Source organism: Streptococcus catagoni, from assembly GCF_011421425.1.
GTDB lineage: Bacteria > Bacillota > Bacilli > Lactobacillales > Streptococcaceae > Streptococcus > Streptococcus catagoni.
Window position 1 is genome coordinate 359,870 of record NZ_WPCW01000001.1, and the last position, 18,289, is coordinate 378,158.

An 18,289-nucleotide genomic window follows, 5' to 3' on the forward strand; every position below is an offset into this window, starting at 1 on the left:
ACTACTTCTTAGTGACTTTTCCATCATGAGTTTTTACAACTTTCATGTCTGTGATTGGAATATAGCCCATATGTGAAACTATCTTTTTTTGTACTTCTTCAGACATCATATAAGACAAGAATTCTTCTGTTAAGTCATCTTTTTTTCCATTAGTGTACATGTGCTCATATGACCACAATGGCCAATTATTTGTTGTTACATTTTCTGCTACAGGAGCAAAGCCGTTCAGATTAATAGATTTAACGGAATCATCAACATATGAGAAAGCTAGATAAGAAATCGCCCCCGGTGTTTGTGAAACAATGGATTTGACCATACCATTTGAATCTTGTTCCTGACTTTGCTTAGGATGCACGTCTTTCATGATAACATCATCAAAAGTAGCACGTGACCCTGAGCTGGCCGCCCTATTGATCACTGAAATATCTAGATTCTGGCCTCCAACCTGTTTCCAGTTAGTGTATTCACCTGAAAAAATTCTTCTTAATTGGTCTGTTGTTAAATTGGATACCTTAATTTTAGGATTGACAATTACTGCTAGTCCCGCAACAGCAACTTGATGATCTTTTAGTTTTGAAGCATCAATACCATCTTTTTCCTCAGCAAATAAATCACTGTTTCCGATTTGAACAGATTTGGACTGTACCTGTGACAAGCCGGTTCCTGAACCACCACCTTGAACATTGATTGTTTTTCCCAAGTTGTTTTTTCCAAATTCATCAGCAGCAGCTTCTACCAAGGGTTGCAAAGCAGTAGATCCTACCGCAGTAATCGATTCACCTTTTTGAATCCAACTCGAACAAGCTGTCAAAAACACCGTTGAAAGCGTGAACAGACTTAATAAGAATAATTTCTTTTTTAAATTCATTGTACTTTTCCTATTCGTAAATTTTAAAGATTGAGATACCAAAATTATAGTCCAAAGGCTATACTATCACAAGTGAATGCTCATTTAAAGAGCTATTAACTTAAAAAATAATTAAAAATATTGCTCTAAGCTTACAAGACCTATTTAAGAGCTATCATGTTTCTGAATTTAGAAAGCTCTTAACAAGTGCTAACTCAACTTCTGGTATAAACATGACCTTTTCTCGACTTCTGAAATTGGGTAGCTGTCCATCTAGTGTTAACAAGCAATAGCCCAGTTTCTTACCGATTATTAAAGGGGCTGCATAGTCCCAAGGTTGAATATATGAAAAATAGGCAAAAAGTTTCCGAGTCATCACCTTCAACATGGTAATTCCAGCCCCTCCATATACCCTGACACCCAAGGTCTCTTTAATGAGATTACTGATTCCCCGATCATTATGAGCATACATCCCAGAGTTACAGCCAATCAAAGAACGGTTTAAACTTGTTTTTTGATAAGGTTCTAGAAGGTCTTCATTTAAACGAACATCAAAGGAACCACCGCCACATAAAAGCTGATCATTCATGACATCATAAATAAGACCAAACTGTCCCTTACCTTCTTCAAAATAAGCAATCATAATCGCAAAGTCTTCACCTTGAACAATAAAGTTCACTGTTCCGTCTATAGGATCTAATACCCAAACAGATCCATCCTGAATGGGATGACGAACATTATTTTCTTCGGCTAGGATATGATCATCAGGATACTCTTTTTTAATAAGAGAAATTAACAGCTCTTGGGTTTCTTGATCAACATTAGTAACCAAATCATCATATTGTTCTTTAATTTCAATGGCTAATTGCTCAGTCATTTTTTTCCTGACAAATTGTCCTGCTTCTCTTATTAACTTTTGGGCAAATACAAATTTATCTTCCAAGTGAGAAATATCCTTCCTTTACTTCCTTAGCTTTTTTGACCGCCTGATAAGTTGAATAGCCACTGCTTTTTTCAAAGGCCTTATCAATTTGTTTTTCTTGGGACTTGCTCGGTACGATTTTTTTGAAACCTTTGTAGGCAGCTAACAAGGTTTGAGCTTTGACCTTTTCCTCATAGGCCTTTTCTACCTGATTTAAAAAAGAAAGCACTGATGTGATTTCGTCAGTGCTCCAATTTATATCAAGTGGATAGTGATAATTTTCTGACATACTTATCCCTCAATCTCAGCTTTAATAGTTGCTTGACGCAATTCATGTTTACGATAGTCTCTTGGTAAAAAGGCTCTGATTTCGTCTTCGTTAAAACCAATTTGCATTCTTTTTTGATCCATGATAATAGGACGACGTAATAGACTAGGATTATCAGCAATTAAATCAATTAAGTCAGAAATAGCTAGTTCGTCAACATCTATATTTAATTTTTGAAAGACTTTAGAACGCGTTGAAATAATGTCCTCTGTTCCATTTTCAGTAAAGGACAAGATAGACAAGAGTTCATTACGACTTAGTGGACTTGTAATGATATTATGTTCTTCAAAATTCACTTCGTGTTTAATAAGCCATGACCTTGCTTTTCGGCAACTGGTACAGCTTGGTGATAAAAATAAGGTAACCATACTTTTCCTCTGACTTTTTTCTTACCTTATTATACAAAAATTTAATGAAAATGGCTATCTTTTTTCCAATTTAGTGCAATTTCTTTATCCCGATTCAATTGCTCTATCAAATCTTCAATTCCTTCAAATTTTGTCATGTCACGAATCTTATCTAACCAAATAATTTCTATTGATTCCCCATAGATAAGTCCGTCAAAATCAAAAATATTAGCCTCTAAACGCAAGTCTGTGCCACCAAAGGTTACATTCTTTCCAATACTGGTCATCGAACGATAAGTCTTACCATTTACAATGACATCAGCTACATAAACTCCGTCTGCTGGTAGAAAAGTCCGATCGATAGGAGCTAGATTTGCCGTAGGAAATCCTAAGGTTCTACCACGCGCATCCCCGTGCACTACCATACCTCTGGTAGAGAAGGAATAACCTAGGAGCTGATTAGCTGTTTTGACATCTCCTTTTTGGATCAGTTCTCTAATCCAAGTAGAAGAAATTTTACGATCTCGGAATTTTTTTTCTTCAATAGTATATACCTTGCCATCAAAATTCCTTTGGAGATAATCAGAGTTTGTTCTGTTGTGACCAAACTTGTAATCAAAGCCAACCACAATATACTTAGCCCTTAGTTGGCCAATATAGTTTTTTATGAAGTCGTCGGAAGAAACTTTTGAAAATGCCGTAGTAAAATCAATCAAATACAAACTATCAACACCATATTCCGCAAACTTTTCATAACGTTTTTTGGGATAGGCAATATGTAACAGTAAATCTGGACTGTAGCGAACAAAAGCCAATTTGGGTGATTCATTAAAAGTTAAACTTACAATTTTCAATGATTCCTTGCTAGCAAGTGACTTGGCCTTATCAAACAAAGCCTTATGCCCTCGATGTAACCCATCAAAGTAGCCTAATACCAAGACCGTTTCTTCTGCTTCCTTGATATCTTTGTAGCTTTCTATTCTCTGTATTTCCATGTTTTTCCATTCTACTTATCTACTTAATTAGATAAGGACCTTCTTGGGTTTATAGCCTTCTTCTTTTTTTTCTAAAATCGCCACGAGCTTTTCCTGATAAAAAGCTGCTAAGATGGGTTCAGAACTAGGCAGTGAAATTTTCCGACCAAAACCTAGGTCAGTTTTTTCAGTTTCATTAATGATCAAGCGAGGTAAATCAATGACCCCATATTCGATTGGCAGGAAGAAAGAATAATCCTCAGCTGCTACCATTTTTTCAATGTCTTCTAAGCTGAAGGCCTGATCTAAGGTCAGACCGGCAGAAGCCGTCCTGACTAGAGTTGACATGTGACTGGCATAGCCCAGATGTCGTCCTAAATCAACAGCTAGGGTTCTAACATATGTTCCCTTACTACAAGAAACTTTAAAATCAAAACGACAGACCTGGTCTTCAAAGGTTAGAGGACTGGTCCGCACAAATTGGTAGATATCAACCTGTCTTTCTGGCCGTTCAATGATTTGTCCTTCTCTAGCATATTCATAGAGTTTACGTCCCTTTACTTTCACAGCAGAATACATGGGAGGTATCTGTCTAATCCGACCTCTGAAGGAATCCATCATCTTATCAATATCATCTTCACTGAGGGTTCTAGCTACCGGAGTTTCTTCAAGAATGTCACCACTTGCATCTTCTGTGGTGGTGGAGTAGCCAAAGGTCACTTGTCCCTCATACACTTTTCCGGCTTCTGTCATGTACTCTAATACCCGGGTTGCCTTACCAACTGCTATGGGTAAGACTCCCACCACGTCTGGGTCAAGCGTCCCTCCGTGGCCAATTTTCTTTTCATGTAGTATCTTACGCAGCTTAAAAACGACATCATGTGATGTCATGCCTGCTTCTTTCTTGACATTAATAATTCCACTTCTCATCATCTACACTCATCTTATCTTTTCTAATAACTTTATCCATTATAACTGTTTTTAAAGAACTTTGACAAGAAAAACAGCTCTTATTTTAGGGACATATTGCTTTTTTTATCAGCGGTCAGTTGACCTAGCTTTGACCAGTCAGCTGACTTTCAATGATAAGGAAATACTGATCTTCTAAAAGCTAGATCCAAAGTCCCTGAAACTTCCCAGATTACCCTATAAGAAGAGTCTTATAATGGAGCTTTTTAATTTTTTAAATTCTCAAATTTCTCTCTCATGGTAGGGTTGTTTTTAGTTAATCTTTTGATGGTCACTTCATCTGCCTTATTATTTGCAAGACGCAGATTATTTTCTGAAGAAAGTAATGCATCCTTTGTCTTTTGCAAATGACTAATTGTTTTATCAATTTCATCTATGGCTGTCTTAAACTTACGGCTGGCAAGGTCATAATTCCGTGAAAAGGCAGATTTGAATTTATCTAAGTCTTCTTCAAAATGGGTGATGTCAATATTTTGCTCTCTAACCAAAGCTAGTTCCTGCTTATATTTCAAAGCATTCATAGCAGCATTTCTTAAAATACCAATCAATTGGATGAAAAGATGCGGACGGACAACATACATTTTTTCGTACTCATGACTGACATCAACAATACCAGTATTATAGTAATCATTTTCAGCTTCTAGCATGGTTACCAGTACAGCATATTCACATTTCTTTTCTCTACGGTCTTTATCTAATTCCTTAAAAAAGTCACTATTCTTATGTTTGGTTTTTGTAGTGTCAGCTTCGTTTTTCATTTCAAACATGATTGATAGGATTTCAACACCCTGATCATCGGTCTCTCGATAGATGTAATCCCCTTTAGAGCCACGGCTTGACAGTTCATTATCTTTTGTAAAATGGGCATTAGGAAAAGCGTAGCTCCGTACCTTGTTAAACTCTGTTTCAGCGTAGCGTTCCAAGCTTTCTCCAATAGCCTTGGTAGATTGTTGCGCCTTGAAATTTTTATAAAATTCCACCTGTTCATTTGCTGCTTTTAGTTGCACCTCAAATTCATTTTTCAAAGAAGCTAAGGATAAGGCGCTCTCTTTTTCTTGGAGTAAGATTTGGTTTTGAAGTTTGTCTCTTTCCTTCTCAAGATTACTGGTTGCACTTTGTAAATTAGCCTGGTTTTCCAAGGATACTTTTTCAAGTTGATGTTGCAAAGCAAAAAGCTCCTTATCTTTTTCTGATAAACTTTCAGCCAGTTCTAAAGCATTTTTAGAAGAAAGACTTTCAAGCTTTGCTTCTAGTTCAGCAATCATTTGGGCTTTTTGACTTAACTTACTTTGTAAATCATTTTTTGCTTTTTCTTCAAGAAGGGCTTTCTCATTGTGAAGACGTTCTTCCACTTCTTTTTCAAACTCCTGTCCTCTAACTTGTCTTAGGAGGTAGTTATAGTCACTTTCATCAATAGTAAAGACTGTATGACAATGAGGGCATTTAATTTCTTTCATGATTTTCTTCCTTTGGGCTTAGTGATTTTATTATACCAAAAAAAGACTAGGATAGGCTTTCCTAATCTTTAATAGCAGCCAACTACTTCTGGCTCTTATAGTTCTGATAAAAAGTTGTTTTTTCCTTAATAAAATAATCCAGATCCTGTAAAATTTTGAACAAGAGTGCCCTATTTTCAAATTCTTCACGAGTCTGAGGTAAATTCCCGTGACGGTAAGTTTCTAAAAGATCATTAATATCAGAAATCAGGGTGAGGGCTGAATTCGTCTCACTTAGCTGCTTGGCTGTTTCATGAATCAGGTGAGAAAGTAGGATTCCTTCTCGACAATTACCATTAATATGTCTACTGGTTTTAACCATATCCTTTAGCAGCCTATTCTGGTTACGCCTCATTTCAAAATAGTGAACCTGATCACTGGTTTGTTGAAAGAGCTGATTATTACTATCTCTATAGACCAAATCTAAAGCAAGCAACAACTGCTTATCAAGGTCTTCTACCATCTTTTCTAAGGGTGCATGGCTCTTATTTAAGATGGCATTTTCAAGTTGAAATAAAATAGCCTTCATATCATTTTCAATGATCTGATGCTGTAGTTGAATCTTTTTACTATTGGTCCCCATATAGATATTAAAGAGTAAGGCTAGACCTGTCCCAATGATAAAAAGCAAAAATTCGTTTTCTAAACTTGCTATGGATAGACTTCGTGATTGCATCAGATGACTGACTAATACTGTGATTGGTACTAGACCAGATTCAATCTTCAGATAATATAAGCTTGGAATGGCAAGAAGGAGATATAAGATAAAAGCCTTTAAACCATAACCACAAAAATAAAATATGCAAACAGCTATAGCAAAAGAAATCAAAAAGGAAATGAGTCTCTTTTTTGCAATGGAAAGACTGGATTGGCGTGTGTCTAGCACACTTAATAAGGCAATGATCCCAGCAGAATTAGCATAGCTCAAATTTAACCATTGGGCTAAAAGGATAGATAGGCCAGTTGCTAGGACCATTTTCAAGGTTCTCTCAAATAAATTCATAATTTCTAACCTAGTTTATCGTCTTTTCGATATCTTTGCGAATATGTTCCCACTCCTGCTCCGCCCTATTTAACTTGCGATGGTAATCATTTAGACCACGCAGATATTGGTTAATCAGATAGTCTTGCTTAACCATTGGAATAAGCGGGATAGGAATTTCCAATAATTCTTTGGTTGAAAGGTTGATGACATCCTTTCCATGGTCTGCTTGTTCTAAAAAGACCTGACCAACTCTTGACTCTAAAAAGAATTTTATATAGTAGCCACGGAAATAATCTCTTGGTCGCAAGATAGTTATATTTGAAGAAGCCACAATTTCCTGCCTTTGTTTTTGAAATACAGCAACTTTTTTAACAGTCCCCTTGGAAGCAATTAGGACATCTCCATCTTCAAGGAGATAGCGTAAAAGCTGTCTACGTTCCATATGAAAGGTCCGTAAGTTGCTGTAATCTATGCCATAGGCTCCCATATCTGAGAGGTTGATTAAACCATAGTCTCCTTCAGCCATTTTTTTAGTAACAGCCTTTCCTTTAAAGCACTCAACTCCCTGGCCTAGCGGCAGCTTTTTTCTACCATCTTTAAGGTAGTCTTCAATTAGAGTATCCACAATAGTATCTTTCTATCAGTTTATAGTATTTTAATACTATCACATTCATAAACCAATTTCAAGCTATAAAATAAGATTGAAGAACGAATCTAAAGAGACTTTTTCTTCAATCTTACTTTTTTAATTAACTTAAGCTTATTCTACAGATTTTAAGGCTTCTAACATATCCAACTTGGCTAACCTACGATCAACCATTAGACCAAGGGCTAGGATTAAAATAATAATTGACATGACTGGAAGAAGATAAACATAGGCATCCACTTGTGTGCCAAAATTCATATTATCAGCACCAATCAATGTCATAATCAATAAATGCAGATACTTTCCAGCAATAAGGCCAAATACAATTCCAATCACAGATAAGATGATGGTTTCCCTATAGATGTAAAGGGTCACTTCATGGTCATGAAAGCCAAGAACTTTAACAGTTGATAATTCTCTTATCCTCTCAGCAATATTAATGGTAGTGAGATTATAGAGAATAACCAAGGCTAATAAGAGTGATAAGAAAACAAGAAGAGCCATAACATTTTTTAAAGAAGCTACTATGGCATTGACAGAATCAACAATGAGAGCATTTTGAGAGAGCCCTTCTACTCCATCATAGGTCAGTAATTCTTTGGCTCTTTCTTTGATGGCATCCTTATTATTCTTTGCTAGATGAAGATAGTAGGCTGTTTTACTAGTGATTCCCTGGAACTTTTCCTGATAGTAAGAGTTTGACATGAGAATATAATGACCTACATTCATGTCAATAATACCTTTAACCTTGACCGTTATCTGATGATTTTGATCATCTCTTAAAAGTAGATTCTGACCTTCCTTAACGCGGTGAAGTCGGGCTAGTTTTTCTGAGATCAGAACTCCCTTCTCAGGTATCTTAAGCCAAGTATTGGACTTGACACTCTTCGTATAGAGATAGGGTTTTAAGTCTTCTTTATCAGTGGCCACTATATTTACAGGGTAGTGATTCTTTTGACCTTTAATTTTCAGATTAGTATTTGAAAACTTTACCTTTTCAAAAGAGGCTACCTGATCAGATCTTAAAAAGCTTGTCAACTCTTTTATTTCTTTTTCCCTAGGCTTTTCTTTTGTAATCACAAAGATATCATAGGGAGTCAAATTTGAAAACTGATGATCGACAACTTTAGAAAGAGAGGACTGAATGCCCAGACCGGAAAAGAGAAGAGCCACAGAACCAGCTACTCCAAAAATAGTCATAAACATGCGTTGCTTATAACGCATGATATTGCGGATGGTTACCTTTTGTGTAAAGGTAAGCCTCTTCCATAGGAAATTTATCCTTTCCAATAGGATTTTTGAGCCATTTGTAGGAGCCTTAGGCAATAAAAGCTGAGCTGGTGCTTGGAAGAGTTCTTTTCGAACAATTAGATATACTGGTAAAACAGCTGACACAAAGGCTATGCCGTAAGCTAAAAAGGCATAATTCCAATAAAAATAAAAATGTGTCCAATCAATGATCAAATTGGTCCGAATAATTTTGGCAATTAAAGAGGATAAGAGATAGGTTCCTCCCCATATGCCAAGACTAGTTCCAAGAAGGCTGGCTAAGAGACCATAGCTTAGAAATTTCGCTAAGATAGCCTGCTTAGAATAGCCTAGGGCTAAGTACAAGGCTGAGTTAGTTCTTTCCTCATCAACAAAACGTGTCATGGTTGTAAAGGTTACTAAAGCCGCAACAAAATATAAGACGACGGGGAATATATTCCCAACCATTGATATAGAAGAGGTCGATGTATTATAAATTTGATAGCCTTCTCCACCAGGTACGGTTGCGCGATTATAGATCTTATATGTGGGCTCGCTTAGATGGTCTATCTCTTTTTGAGCTTCATCTAATTGACTTTCCTTACTTTTGATCTCTTCTTTTGTAGATTCTAGTTTTTTCTCTGCTGCTTCTTTTTCCTGGGCCGGTAAGTAGCTCAGATATTTCTCATTAGCAGCAATTTCTTCCTTAGCCTTTATAATCTTCTTACGGCTACTGCTGATTTTTTCCTGTCCTTCTTTTTTTAATTCATCTAAACGTCTGAAACCATTATCAGCTAATAAATTTTCAAGGTGACTCTGATTTTTTAAGAGCTTACTTTCATAGGCCTCTGAGAAGCTGTTAAGGCCCCTTAAATTGTCGAATCTAAGTCTGGCTATATTCTCAGTCATCTTAAAGGAATCTGGGCTTAGAAGGCCATATAGGGCCAAATTCCCATCACCTGTCGTAGAACTCCCTAAATTGCTCTTAGACCAAATTTCTGAAGATGAGGCAAAACCGACAATTTTATAGGTGTCACTATTCAGTAGACCCTCTTTTTTACTTTCGAGCTTAATGTGATCTCCCAGCTTATACTTGCTTGACAACCAGCTGGATAAGACAATTTCATTTTTATTTTGAGGGTAGTGCCCCTTGCTCAAATCATAGAGTGATAGATTCTGAGGTCTTGAAAAGAGTCGGATGGATTTCTCTTCTGAGATAAGATTGGCATCCAAGAGATGTCCTAATTCCACTCTTGCTTTTGGAATGGTTCTGAGCTCTGCTCTATCATCTTTAGAAAAACCCGTCGAAGCAATAACAGTCAGATCCATGACCCGACGTTTAGAAATAAACTGGTCGGCTGTCCTTTCAAGGTTTGGCCCTGTTACCTTTAAACCAATTAGAGCAAAAGATCCCAAGGCCATGAGGAGAAATAAGGACAGGAACCTTCCTTTTGACTTTAGGAATGACCTAAAAATATCTTTCCATAATGTTTTGCTTTTCATAAGACAACCTCATTAGTATTCTATCTGATCAATAGCTTTGGGACTTTTATTGATCTCTATTTGATTGACTTTTGCATCATGCATATGGATAACTCTATCAGCTATTGGAGTAAGGGCTGTATTATGCGTTACAATAATGACAGTGGCTCCTTTTTCTCTGGTTAGATTTTGCAACAACTTCAAAATCTGCTTACCAGTCTGATAGTCTAAAGCTCCCGTAGGCTCATCGCAGAGCAGTAACTTTGGCTTCTTTGCTAAGGCTCTTGCTATGGAAACGCGCTGCTGTTCCCCTCCAGAAAGCTGACTGGGAAAATGATCCAATCGATTCTTCAGTCCAACTTCTATTAATACTTTTTCTGGATCCAAGGCATCGTCAACTATCTCTACAGCTAACTCAACATTTTCTTTGGCTGTTAAGTTGGGAACAAGGTTATAAAACTGAAAGACAAAGCCAATGTCATTTCGCCGATAGTCTGTCAGTTCTTTCTTGCTATACCTAGAAATATCTTGGCCATCAATAAAGACACTGCCCTGATCATTGGTATCCATTCCACCCAAAATATTCAGCACTGTTGATTTTCCAGCACCAGAAGCACCTAAAATGATGACCAATTCACCTTTTTCAATTTCAAAGCTGACATCCTGATTTGCAATTATCTTATTATCCCCAATATGATAATATTTGGAAGAGGATTTCATTTCAATATAAGCCAAACTTACCTCCTTATATGAACAGACTGTTGATTTTACTATGATACTATTATATAATGACCTCACTTAGGGATACAAGAACAAAAATTAACAATTTGTTGATTTAAGGAGTATTTTATGCAAAAAAGACAAAGAAATACTAAGAAACAGATGCAAAAGGCCCTGATTGAACTGCTGGAACAAAAAGATTTTGAGGCCATTACGACTTCTGAACTTTGTTTGAAAGCTGGCATCAATAGAGGAACCTTTTACCTGCACTATCAGGATAAGTATGATATGTTAGATCAGTTTAAAAATGATATACTCGATCAACTTTTCACCATTTTAGATGACCAATCCATCTATACGGATACCGAAAAAATCCTAGAAAAAACACTTTGGGCCATTAAAGATAATTTTACCTTTATTGCAGCCATGTCAAAATCAACTTACATCAATTTTAACCAAACCATGAAAGACTTTATTTACAAGGTTCTGCTAACTATCACTGATCATAAGAAAATTCTTAATAACTATTATGGTATCCCCTATCATTATGGACTAGAGGTTTATCTTTCTAGTATCGTGGCTATCATTTCTTTATGGATAGAAAATGATGGAATCGAATCACCACGACAAATTACTGATTATATCTTAAAAACAGTCAGTATCGAAACTGATCACTAAAAAAGAATGACAAGCAAGCAGGCTTTTCTCAACAAATCTAAAGAGCCAGGATTTTAAACCTGGCTCTTTGTGTACCTATTTTATAGCCTTTAAGGCTGTTATTGCAGAAACATAATCTGGTTCTGAATTGACATTTTCTAAATACTGGGTGTAAACAATTTTATTATCTTCATCAAGTACTAAAACCGCCCGCGCAAGCAGATGCCATTCTTCCATAAGAAGACCATATTGCTTGCCAAAAGAATGATCATAATAGTCTGAAAGCATGATCGCTTTATCTAATCCTTCTGCACCGCACCAGCGAGCTTGGGCAAAGGGTAAATCAACAGAAATAGTTAGGATATAAGTATCCTCTAAATCAGCCAAGGCTTGATTAAATGTTCGTGTTTGAGTTGAGCAGATGCCAGTATCTATAGAAGGTACAACACTAATAACTTTTTTACCTTTAAAATCTGATAAGGAGCGCTTTTCAAGGTCACTTGATAGCAAAGTAAAGTCTGGAGCTATTTCTCCAACTTGAAATTGTTTACCAACTAGTGTTACAGCTTTACCAATAAATATTGTCATATCTTTCCTCCATTTAATCATCTTTCTTAGAAATAGACTTCCTATTTCTTCTTTTATTGTAACTTAACTTATGGGACTTTACGAGTTTTTTGATTAGGGCTTATAAGAAAAAAGACCAGAAAAAGTCCAGTCTTTTTACAAGCCCATAGAAAGATTAAAATAATTTTTCATTCGGGAATAAACAGTGTCATCACCAACAAAATAAATATGATCACCTTTCTCAATAACTGCATAGGGACCAGGTGAGATCAAAAAATTTCCTTCGTGTTCAATAGCTACAACAGTTGCTCCTGTTTGATGCCAAAGATTTAAAACACCAATTGACTTTCCAAAGTGCGGCGTATCCTTACTTACAATAATTTCATAAGGGGCTAAGGGAAATTGCTTACTAATATTTTGACTCTGCATGAGAAAATCATTAACAAGATAGGATAGTTTTTCCATACTTTCTTGTTGATGATGGAGGTTATCTCGTATGTTTTCTTTAATCACTGCGATTGAATGAGTTGATTCATACCGATTAATAAACTCAATAGCTTTTTCTCGTGATAAAACGATAGCACCACTTCCATGTTTTAAAGTCAAAATGTTAAGGTCTGCTAAAATGTTTAACCCTTTTCTGGCAGTTTCTGGCGAAACATTGAAGGTCGATGCAATTGTAGTTCTTGATTTTAGTTTTTCACCGACTTCATATTCACCACTAGCAATTCTTTGTGCAACGGAAATAGCAATTTTTTGATATTTTGAACTAGTAATTTCACTCTTTCCACTTGAAGCCATATATTTCTCCTTTACTGACTAAATGAAGCAATCCTATTAAATCATAAATTCACAATGATTTCAATAGTGCCTTTTCAAGTTCATTACCATAAAATCGAGAGCCAGTCCAAAAACCAGCTCTCATTCTTCTTATCAAAAAGAGTATTCAGAAAAACTAGTTAACTGTCTTTTGATTGGTATCATCGCTAGATACAGATTCTTTTAATTTCTCTGATGTAGAACTTACAAATTCTGAAGTTGAATTAGCTACGCTAGTAACGCGATCTTGAATGGTTACTTCAGCTTCTTTTTGTTCTGCTTTAGTACGAATATCTACCACATTAATATTAACTTCTACAACTTTAAGATGTGTCATGACGTCAACATTTTGTGCCACAATTGCCTTGATTTGTTCAGCAACCTTAGGGACATCCTTACCATATTCAACAATAACGTCTAAGTCTACTGCAACTTCTTTACTACCAACTTCAACGTTAACACCATCTGTCACAGATTTAGAATTGACAGTGCTATTTTTCAAGTTTGAGAAGAAACCACCGCTGACAGCTAAGAGTCCATCTACATCCTCAAGAGCATGTCCGACGATCTTTTCAATAACTTTATCATCATAGGTCAATGTACTTTTAATATCATTAATTGTCATAGGTTCTCCTTTATTTCTTTTCTTTTAGACCTTCAGAAAGTCCTTTTAGAGAATCTTTGGCATCAGCTACATATTCATCTATCTTACCAGAAGTTTTTTCAACCTTACCTTCTGTTTCTAGTGATTTATCTCCTGAAACCTTACCTAAAGATTCTTTGATTTTACCACTAGCTTGATCAATTTTTGATTTCATTTTTTCATCTGACATATTAGAAACACCTACTTTCACATTCCTAAATTACTGTACACGTGGTTCTGATTGCATATTATCTACACCAGATTTAACGTTGTTAACTTGTTTGTTTGTAAATTGACTGGTTGCTTGAGCAGCCTCAGACACCTTATCTTGTAAGCTTACCTTATCTGCTTCATATTGTTCTCTTGTTTTAATATCAACAACATTGACATTGACTTCAATAACATCTAGGTCGGTCATTTTTTTAACTTCTTTTTCAACGATCTCTTTGATGTCATCAAAAATAGTTGGAACATGTTTTTGATATTCCGCTATAATGTCCAAGTCAACGGCTACCTGTTTTTTACCAACTTCTACATGGACACCGTCACGAACATTATTGGTATTGACGAGCTTATCTTTGATATTTGAGAAAAAGCCACCATTAACGGCTAACAAACCATCAATATGTTCAATTGCAATGCCAACGATTTTTTCAATAACTTTGTCTTCGTAAGTTAATTCCCCACGAATTGATGGAGTGGTGCTTGGTTGAGTATTTTTAATAAAAGTATCAGTCATAATCCTTCTCCTTTTTTAATATTACAAAATTAAAGTCTTCTCTTGTGTGTCATAAAGTGATTATTTGCGGTTCTTAAACTGTTCAATAATCCCAGTTTTCTTAGCATATTGACCAGCATAAACTCCAAGTACGATGAAAATGATAGCTAGTAATGTCTTGAAAAATCCAAAGGACATCAATAGAATTGCTATTATTAAGCCGATCAAACCACCAATAATTGGATATTTGTATCTTTCATAAAACTCCATACTAACCTCCTACTCTACACGATCCTTTTTCCCGCTTATCATTTCTGATTCTGATATATCTTTGACATAGACCTGAAAGTTCACAGGCCGATCAAGGCCAAAGAACTCCTTGAAGCCAGTTTCAATGCCTTCTTGGATACCATTTAGTTGTTCGGTGATTCCAGAACGAGCATTTAACTTCCCGTTAACATAAACCTTAAACTTACGTTTATAGAGTTTAGCTGTGACATTGGGTTTTGTCATCAAACCTGCACGCTGAATAGCTGAACGAACATAACCTTCAATGGCAGATTTCTTCAGAAGTAAAGTACCTTGTTTTTTACTAAGCTGAATCTCAGTGTAAGTACGTGGATAGAAGATGACTACCAATATTGCGATTAGAGTTAAGATGGCCAAAATAACAGCTGCCCAGAAGAAATAATAATATAAACCTGGATTTAAGAAATCTGGAACCCTGTCGATATCCCAGCCAATCCAATCATAACTAGATGGCATTTTAAGATATCCTTGCATTACTCCTATGACCATTATGAAGATGGACAATAGGATCAGTCCTAAGAGACTATAAATAATCTTTAGTGCTTTTGCCATACATTCCTCCCTTTGACCTGTAACTATTAACTATTTTAACTATTTTAACTAAGAAATCATTACTGTGATTTAAAATCTAGTTTAATTTACTTAGTACAAAAGAAGTAATGATAACAACTAAGACTGCACCAATAATAGATGGGATAAGTGCCATACCTGCTAGTGATGGTCCCCATGTTCCAAGCAATGCTTGACCAACATAAGCACCAACTAAACCTGCTACGATATTAGCTATCCAACCCATAGAGCCACCTTTTTTGGTAAGTGCTCCAGCAATAAGACCAATGATTCCGCCTACGATTAAAGTCCAAATAATACCCATAACGATATTCTCCTTTTCCCTAAGATACATTGTATCTTTATATTTTTTTAATTTATAGCACTTCTTTTTTAAAAAGTGACTATCTAAACTAAATAAGTAGTGTCATCAACTTTTTAAAATAATAAATTCACATTCAAATCATTAAACAATCCAGTAAAAATAGTATTCTTATAAGTGACCACTCGTTATTTAATTTATATTGTTATTATACATCTTCCTTTTTAAAATGCAAGAATTAAGCTCTGAATTTTTAAATTTTTTTGATTTTTTTATAAAAAAAGCTGAGAAGCCCAATATGACAGGCTTTTCAGCTTTTGCTTTATTTTACTTTTTCTATTGGCGCAACACTTGCCAACAATTTTTTCAAACCAACTTCAGGAAATTTTATCTTCAACTCCATATTTTTGCCAGAGCCACTGACTTCCAAGACTGTTCCATCGCCCCATTTTTTATGGTGAGCTATGTCTCCAATTTCCCAATCAATACCGCTTTTGCCATTATTAGAACCAAAAGCTAGAGAAGATGACTCTCTATTTACCTGCTGAGTACTAGATTTACGGCTTTGAATGGCTTGAGCCAGACTCATCCCTTGACCAAACTGACTTTTACTCTCATTAGAAAACCTCACGCCAAAAGAAGAGTTGACAGGTCTAGCTAAGCCTTGATAGGTTAAAAGCTCTGCACTTATTTCTCTTAAAAAGCGGGTTGGTTTATTGTAGTTACTTTTACCAAAGAGTGTTCTGGTATTAGCATTTGTTAAAAACAATACTTGTTCTGCACGGGTAATACCAACATAAGCCAGTCTACGTTCTTCCTCTAGTTCTGATGGATCTTCAGAGGCTCGTGATAGGGGGAAAACTCCTTCTTCCATACCAATAAGAAAGACAACAGGAAATTCTAGACCTTTAGCAGCATGCAATGTCATTAAGGTAACTTCTGCTACATTGGCATCCGCATCATCTGTATCTGCTATTAGGGCCAGATCATTTAAGAAGCGGCCAAGATGGTCTATTCCTGATTCATCTGCAATATGGTTGTCTGGATTGTCATCAAAATTTTTCGTTACTGTTAGAAATTCTTCAATATTTTCAACACGAGCTTGGCTTTCTAGCGTATTTTGTAACTGTAAGGTCTCTAGATAAGTTGTTTTGGCCAGAATCTCTTCGGTTAGTTCAGTCAGTGAAAGGTCATCAAGCCTGTTTCTAAGGTCTAAGAGAAGGTTTGCCAGATCCATAATGGCCTGAGCTGCCTTGCCCTTTAAAGGTGACATAAGAAGATTTGAGGAGGCTTCTAATAAGGAAAGTTGATTCTCATAAGCAAAGAGTCTTAACTTTTCCAGTGTTCCTGGTCCTACTCCTCGCTTAGGTTCGTTAACAATGCGTTCATAGGAAATATTATCAGCAGGGTTAGCCACAATATTAAGGTAGGCAATGACATCTCTGATTTCTTTTCTACTATAGAACTTGGTGCCACCAACCATGGTATAGGGAATATTCGACTTCAAAAATGCTTCTTCAATAGTCCGAGACTGGGCATTAGTTCTATATAAAACTGCAAAATCTTTAAAACTTTTACTCGCTTCAAGGGTCATATTTGAGATAGTGGAAGCAACAAAAACTGCCTCATCTCGTTCATCATTGGCACGGTAGTAGACAATTTGCTCACCTTCAGCATTTTGTGTCCACAATTTCTTTTCTCTTCTATTGATATTGTTTTTGATCACATCATTAGCAGCTTGTAAAATGGTCTTAGTGGAACGATAGTTTTCTTCCAAGAGCACAACTTTAGCTTGAGGGTAATCTTTTTCAAAATCTAAAATATTTTGCATATCAGCTCCACGCCAACCATAGATTGATTGATCGGCATCACCAACTACACAAATATTTTGAAACCTAGAAGCCAATAACTTAACCAACTGATACTGAGCGTGGTTGGTATCTTGATACTCATCAACGTGAATGTATTGGTACCTTTGTTGATAGTGTTTTAGAACTTCCTCATTTTTATCAAACAAGCGAAGGGTCATCATAATTAAATCATCAAAATCAAGAGCTTCACTTCTTCTTAACTCAGCTTGATAGGCCTTATAGCAACGAGCCACAATTTGGGCATAGATATCAGAAGCCTGGGCTTCGTAGGCCTTTTCATCTAGGAGGTCATTCTTTGCATTTGAAATAGTAGCTAGAATGGAGCGCTCACTCCATTTTTTAGGGTCTAGATTTAATTCTTTCAAAATGCGTTTCATTAAGGTTCGCTGTTCACCAGGGTCTACAATGGTAAAATTCTTACTGTAGCCAATATGGTCTGCCTCACGACGCAAAATTCTAACGCACATGGAGTGAAAAGTAGCAATCAGGGTATCCTGCGTAGCCGGATTTAAAGTCAGAGCACGTTCTCTCATTTCACGCGCAGCTTTATTGGTAAAAGTGATAGCCAGGATATTCCAAGGGTTGACGAATTTCTCATCAATTAAGTAGGCTATGCGATGAGTCAAAACCCGGGTTTTTCCAGAACCTGCTCCCGCCATAATTAAAAGCGGTCCTTCTGTAGTTTGAACTGCTTCTGCTTGTTTATCATTCATTCCATTTAGTAAAGGATTCATTCTTTCTCCTTATGGGTTTGTCCCAATTATTCTTTCAACTTCAAAATTATATCATGTTATGGGGAAAAATAAAAATAAAGCCCCAGCTTGAATTCTACTTTCATTGTCAACATATCCTATGTAAAAATCTGTGCTA

The 18,289-nt window shown here is 36.1% G+C and carries 21 protein-coding genes; 1 reads left to right on the forward strand and 20 read right to left on the reverse strand.

Annotated features, from left to right (window positions below; translation table 11 throughout):
• Position 1: 1 nt before the first annotated feature.
• The 11 genes from HBN42_RS01730 to HBN42_RS01780 all read right to left on the reverse strand — a co-directional run bounded on the left by HBN42_RS01730 (position 2) and on the right by HBN42_RS01780 (position 10,979).
• Complete coding sequence (locus HBN42_RS01730) at positions 2 to 868, reverse strand: phosphate ABC transporter substrate-binding protein PstS family protein (RefSeq protein ID WP_165993114.1); 867 nt, start codon at positions 866 to 868, stop codon at positions 2 to 4.
• Positions 869 to 1,022: 154 nt separating this feature from the next.
• The gene (locus HBN42_RS01735; protein ID WP_165993116.1) at positions 1,023 to 1,790 is read right to left on the reverse strand and encodes an inositol monophosphatase family protein; all 768 of its coding nucleotides are present in this window, start codon (positions 1,788 to 1,790) and stop codon (positions 1,023 to 1,025) included.
• A complete protein-coding gene (locus HBN42_RS01740; protein WP_165993118.1) occupies positions 1,780 to 2,058 on the reverse strand; it encodes a UPF0223 family protein in 279 nt (92 codons plus the stop codon). Before HBN42_RS01740 ends, HBN42_RS01735 begins: the two co-directional genes overlap by 11 nt.
• A 2-nt stretch (positions 2,059 to 2,060) precedes the next feature.
• Complete coding sequence (locus HBN42_RS01745) at positions 2,061 to 2,465, reverse strand: Spx/MgsR family RNA polymerase-binding regulatory protein (RefSeq protein ID WP_165993120.1); 405 nt, start codon at positions 2,463 to 2,465, stop codon at positions 2,061 to 2,063.
• Between the two features lie 41 nt (positions 2,466 to 2,506).
• Complete coding sequence (locus HBN42_RS01750) at positions 2,507 to 3,439, reverse strand: bifunctional riboflavin kinase/FAD synthetase (protein WP_165993123.1); 933 nt, start codon at positions 3,437 to 3,439, stop codon at positions 2,507 to 2,509.
• A 27-nt stretch (positions 3,440 to 3,466) separates the two neighbouring features.
• Positions 3,467 to 4,348, reverse strand: coding sequence for a tRNA pseudouridine(55) synthase TruB (truB, locus tag HBN42_RS01755; RefSeq protein ID WP_165993755.1), 882 nt, complete (start codon positions 4,346 to 4,348; stop codon positions 3,467 to 3,469).
• A gap of 245 nt (positions 4,349 to 4,593) precedes the next feature.
• Entirely contained in the window at positions 4,594 to 5,844 is a 1,251-nt protein-coding gene (locus tag HBN42_RS01760) for a DUF2130 domain-containing protein (protein ID WP_165993124.1), read from the reverse strand.
• An 82-nt stretch (positions 5,845 to 5,926) separates the two neighbouring features.
• Complete coding sequence (locus HBN42_RS01765) at positions 5,927 to 6,886, reverse strand: aromatic acid exporter family protein (protein ID WP_165993126.1); 960 nt, start codon at positions 6,884 to 6,886, stop codon at positions 5,927 to 5,929.
• A gap of 10 nt (positions 6,887 to 6,896) precedes the next feature.
• Positions 6,897 to 7,493 carry a restriction endonuclease subunit S domain-containing protein gene (locus HBN42_RS01770; protein ID WP_165993128.1) on the reverse strand — a complete coding sequence of 199 codons (597 nt, stop codon included), beginning with the start codon at positions 7,491 to 7,493 and terminating at the stop codon, positions 6,897 to 6,899.
• A gap of 135 nt (positions 7,494 to 7,628) precedes the next feature.
• Positions 7,629 to 10,265, reverse strand: a complete 2,637-nt coding sequence (locus HBN42_RS01775) for an FtsX-like permease family protein (protein WP_165993130.1) — start codon at positions 10,263 to 10,265, stop codon at positions 7,629 to 7,631.
• Between the two features lie 12 nt (positions 10,266 to 10,277).
• Positions 10,278 to 10,979, reverse strand: a complete 702-nt coding sequence (locus HBN42_RS01780) for an ABC transporter ATP-binding protein (RefSeq protein ID WP_165993131.1) — start codon at positions 10,977 to 10,979, stop codon at positions 10,278 to 10,280.
• Positions 10,980 to 11,093: 114 nt separating this feature from the next.
• Between HBN42_RS01780 and HBN42_RS01785 the strand changes: the two genes are divergently transcribed.
• Positions 11,094 to 11,642: a TetR family transcriptional regulator gene (locus HBN42_RS01785; protein ID WP_165993133.1), complete on the forward strand. Its 549-nt coding sequence runs from the start codon at positions 11,094 to 11,096 to the stop codon at positions 11,640 to 11,642.
• A 75-nt stretch (positions 11,643 to 11,717) separates the two neighbouring features.
• Here the strand turns inward: HBN42_RS01785 and tpx are convergent, their stop codons facing one another.
• The 9 genes from tpx to pcrA form a co-directional block, all read right to left on the reverse strand.
• Positions 11,718 to 12,209, reverse strand: coding sequence for a thiol peroxidase (gene tpx, locus HBN42_RS01790; RefSeq protein WP_165993135.1), 492 nt, complete (start codon positions 12,207 to 12,209; stop codon positions 11,718 to 11,720).
• A 135-nt stretch (positions 12,210 to 12,344) separates the two neighbouring features.
• A complete protein-coding gene (locus tag HBN42_RS01795; protein WP_165993137.1) occupies positions 12,345 to 12,989 on the reverse strand; it encodes a GntR family transcriptional regulator in 645 nt (214 codons plus the stop codon).
• A gap of 154 nt (positions 12,990 to 13,143) precedes the next feature.
• Positions 13,144 to 13,632, reverse strand: coding sequence for an Asp23/Gls24 family envelope stress response protein (locus HBN42_RS01800; RefSeq protein WP_165993139.1), 489 nt, complete (start codon positions 13,630 to 13,632; stop codon positions 13,144 to 13,146).
• 10 nt (positions 13,633 to 13,642) lie between these two features.
• Positions 13,643 to 13,840, reverse strand: a complete 198-nt coding sequence (locus HBN42_RS01805; RefSeq protein ID WP_165993141.1) for a CsbD family protein — start codon at positions 13,838 to 13,840, stop codon at positions 13,643 to 13,645.
• Between the two features lie 30 nt (positions 13,841 to 13,870).
• Positions 13,871 to 14,389, reverse strand: coding sequence for an Asp23/Gls24 family envelope stress response protein (locus tag HBN42_RS01810; protein ID WP_165993144.1), 519 nt, complete (start codon positions 14,387 to 14,389; stop codon positions 13,871 to 13,873).
• 60 nt (positions 14,390 to 14,449) lie between these two features.
• Positions 14,450 to 14,638 (reverse strand): DUF2273 domain-containing protein, encoded by a 189-nt coding sequence (locus HBN42_RS01815; protein ID WP_165993146.1) that lies wholly within the window; start codon positions 14,636 to 14,638, stop codon positions 14,450 to 14,452.
• A gap of 9 nt (positions 14,639 to 14,647) precedes the next feature.
• Entirely contained in the window at positions 14,648 to 15,229 is a 582-nt protein-coding gene (gene amaP / locus HBN42_RS01820) for an alkaline shock response membrane anchor protein AmaP (RefSeq protein WP_165993148.1), read from the reverse strand.
• Positions 15,230 to 15,305: 76 nt separating this feature from the next.
• On the reverse strand, positions 15,306 to 15,551 hold the full coding sequence (locus HBN42_RS01825; protein ID WP_165993150.1) for a GlsB/YeaQ/YmgE family stress response membrane protein: 246 nt from the start codon (positions 15,549 to 15,551) through the stop codon (positions 15,306 to 15,308).
• Between the two features lie 319 nt (positions 15,552 to 15,870).
• Positions 15,871 to 18,153: a DNA helicase PcrA gene (gene pcrA, locus HBN42_RS01830; protein ID WP_165993152.1), complete on the reverse strand. Its 2,283-nt coding sequence runs from the start codon at positions 18,151 to 18,153 to the stop codon at positions 15,871 to 15,873.
• Positions 18,154 to 18,289: the final 136 nt, after the last annotated feature.

Excerpts from the sequence above, each read along its gene's own strand:
- amaP (WP_165993148.1), bottom strand. The coding sequence starts at position 15,229 with ATGGCAAAAGCACTAAAGATTATTTATAGTCTCTTAGGACTGATCCTA.
- tpx (WP_165993135.1), bottom strand. The coding sequence starts at position 12,209 with ATGACAATATTTATTGGTAAAGCTGTAACACTAGTTGGTAAACAATTT.
- HBN42_RS01800 (WP_165993139.1), bottom strand. The coding sequence starts at position 13,632 with ATGACAATTAATGATATTAAAAGTACATTGACCTATGATGATAAAGTT.
- HBN42_RS01795 (WP_165993137.1), bottom strand. The coding sequence starts at position 12,989 with ATGGCTTCAAGTGGAAAGAGTGAAATTACTAGTTCAAAATATCAAAAA.
- HBN42_RS01745 (WP_165993120.1), bottom strand. The coding sequence starts at position 2,465 with ATGGTTACCTTATTTTTATCACCAAGCTGTACCAGTTGCCGAAAAGCA.
- HBN42_RS01730 (WP_165993114.1), bottom strand. The coding sequence starts at position 868 with ATGAATTTAAAAAAGAAATTATTCTTATTAAGTCTGTTCACGCTTTCA.
- truB (WP_165993755.1), bottom strand. The coding sequence starts at position 4,348 with ATGAGAAGTGGAATTATTAATGTCAAGAAAGAAGCAGGCATGACATCA.
- HBN42_RS01765 (WP_165993126.1), bottom strand. The coding sequence starts at position 6,886 with ATGAATTTATTTGAGAGAACCTTGAAAATGGTCCTAGCAACTGGCCTA.
- HBN42_RS01825 (WP_165993150.1), bottom strand. The coding sequence starts at position 15,551 with ATGGGTATTATTTGGACTTTAATCGTAGGCGGAATCATTGGTCTTATT.
- HBN42_RS01785 (WP_165993133.1), top strand. The coding sequence starts at position 11,094 with ATGCAAAAAAGACAAAGAAATACTAAGAAACAGATGCAAAAGGCCCTG.
- HBN42_RS01810 (WP_165993144.1), bottom strand. The coding sequence starts at position 14,389 with ATGACTGATACTTTTATTAAAAATACTCAACCAAGCACCACTCCATCA.
- HBN42_RS01760 (WP_165993124.1), bottom strand. The coding sequence starts at position 5,844 with ATGAAAGAAATTAAATGCCCTCATTGTCATACAGTCTTTACTATTGAT.
- HBN42_RS01805 (WP_165993141.1), bottom strand. The coding sequence starts at position 13,840 with ATGTCAGATGAAAAAATGAAATCAAAAATTGATCAAGCTAGTGGTAAA.
- HBN42_RS01775 (WP_165993130.1), bottom strand. The coding sequence starts at position 10,265 with ATGAAAAGCAAAACATTATGGAAAGATATTTTTAGGTCATTCCTAAAG.
- HBN42_RS01740 (WP_165993118.1), bottom strand. The coding sequence starts at position 2,058 with ATGTCAGAAAATTATCACTATCCACTTGATATAAATTGGAGCACTGAC.
- HBN42_RS01750 (WP_165993123.1), bottom strand. The coding sequence starts at position 3,439 with ATGGAAATACAGAGAATAGAAAGCTACAAAGATATCAAGGAAGCAGAA.
- HBN42_RS01815 (WP_165993146.1), bottom strand. The coding sequence starts at position 14,638 with ATGGAGTTTTATGAAAGATACAAATATCCAATTATTGGTGGTTTGATC.
- pcrA (WP_165993152.1), bottom strand. The coding sequence starts at position 18,153 with ATGAATCCTTTACTAAATGGAATGAATGATAAACAAGCAGAAGCAGTT.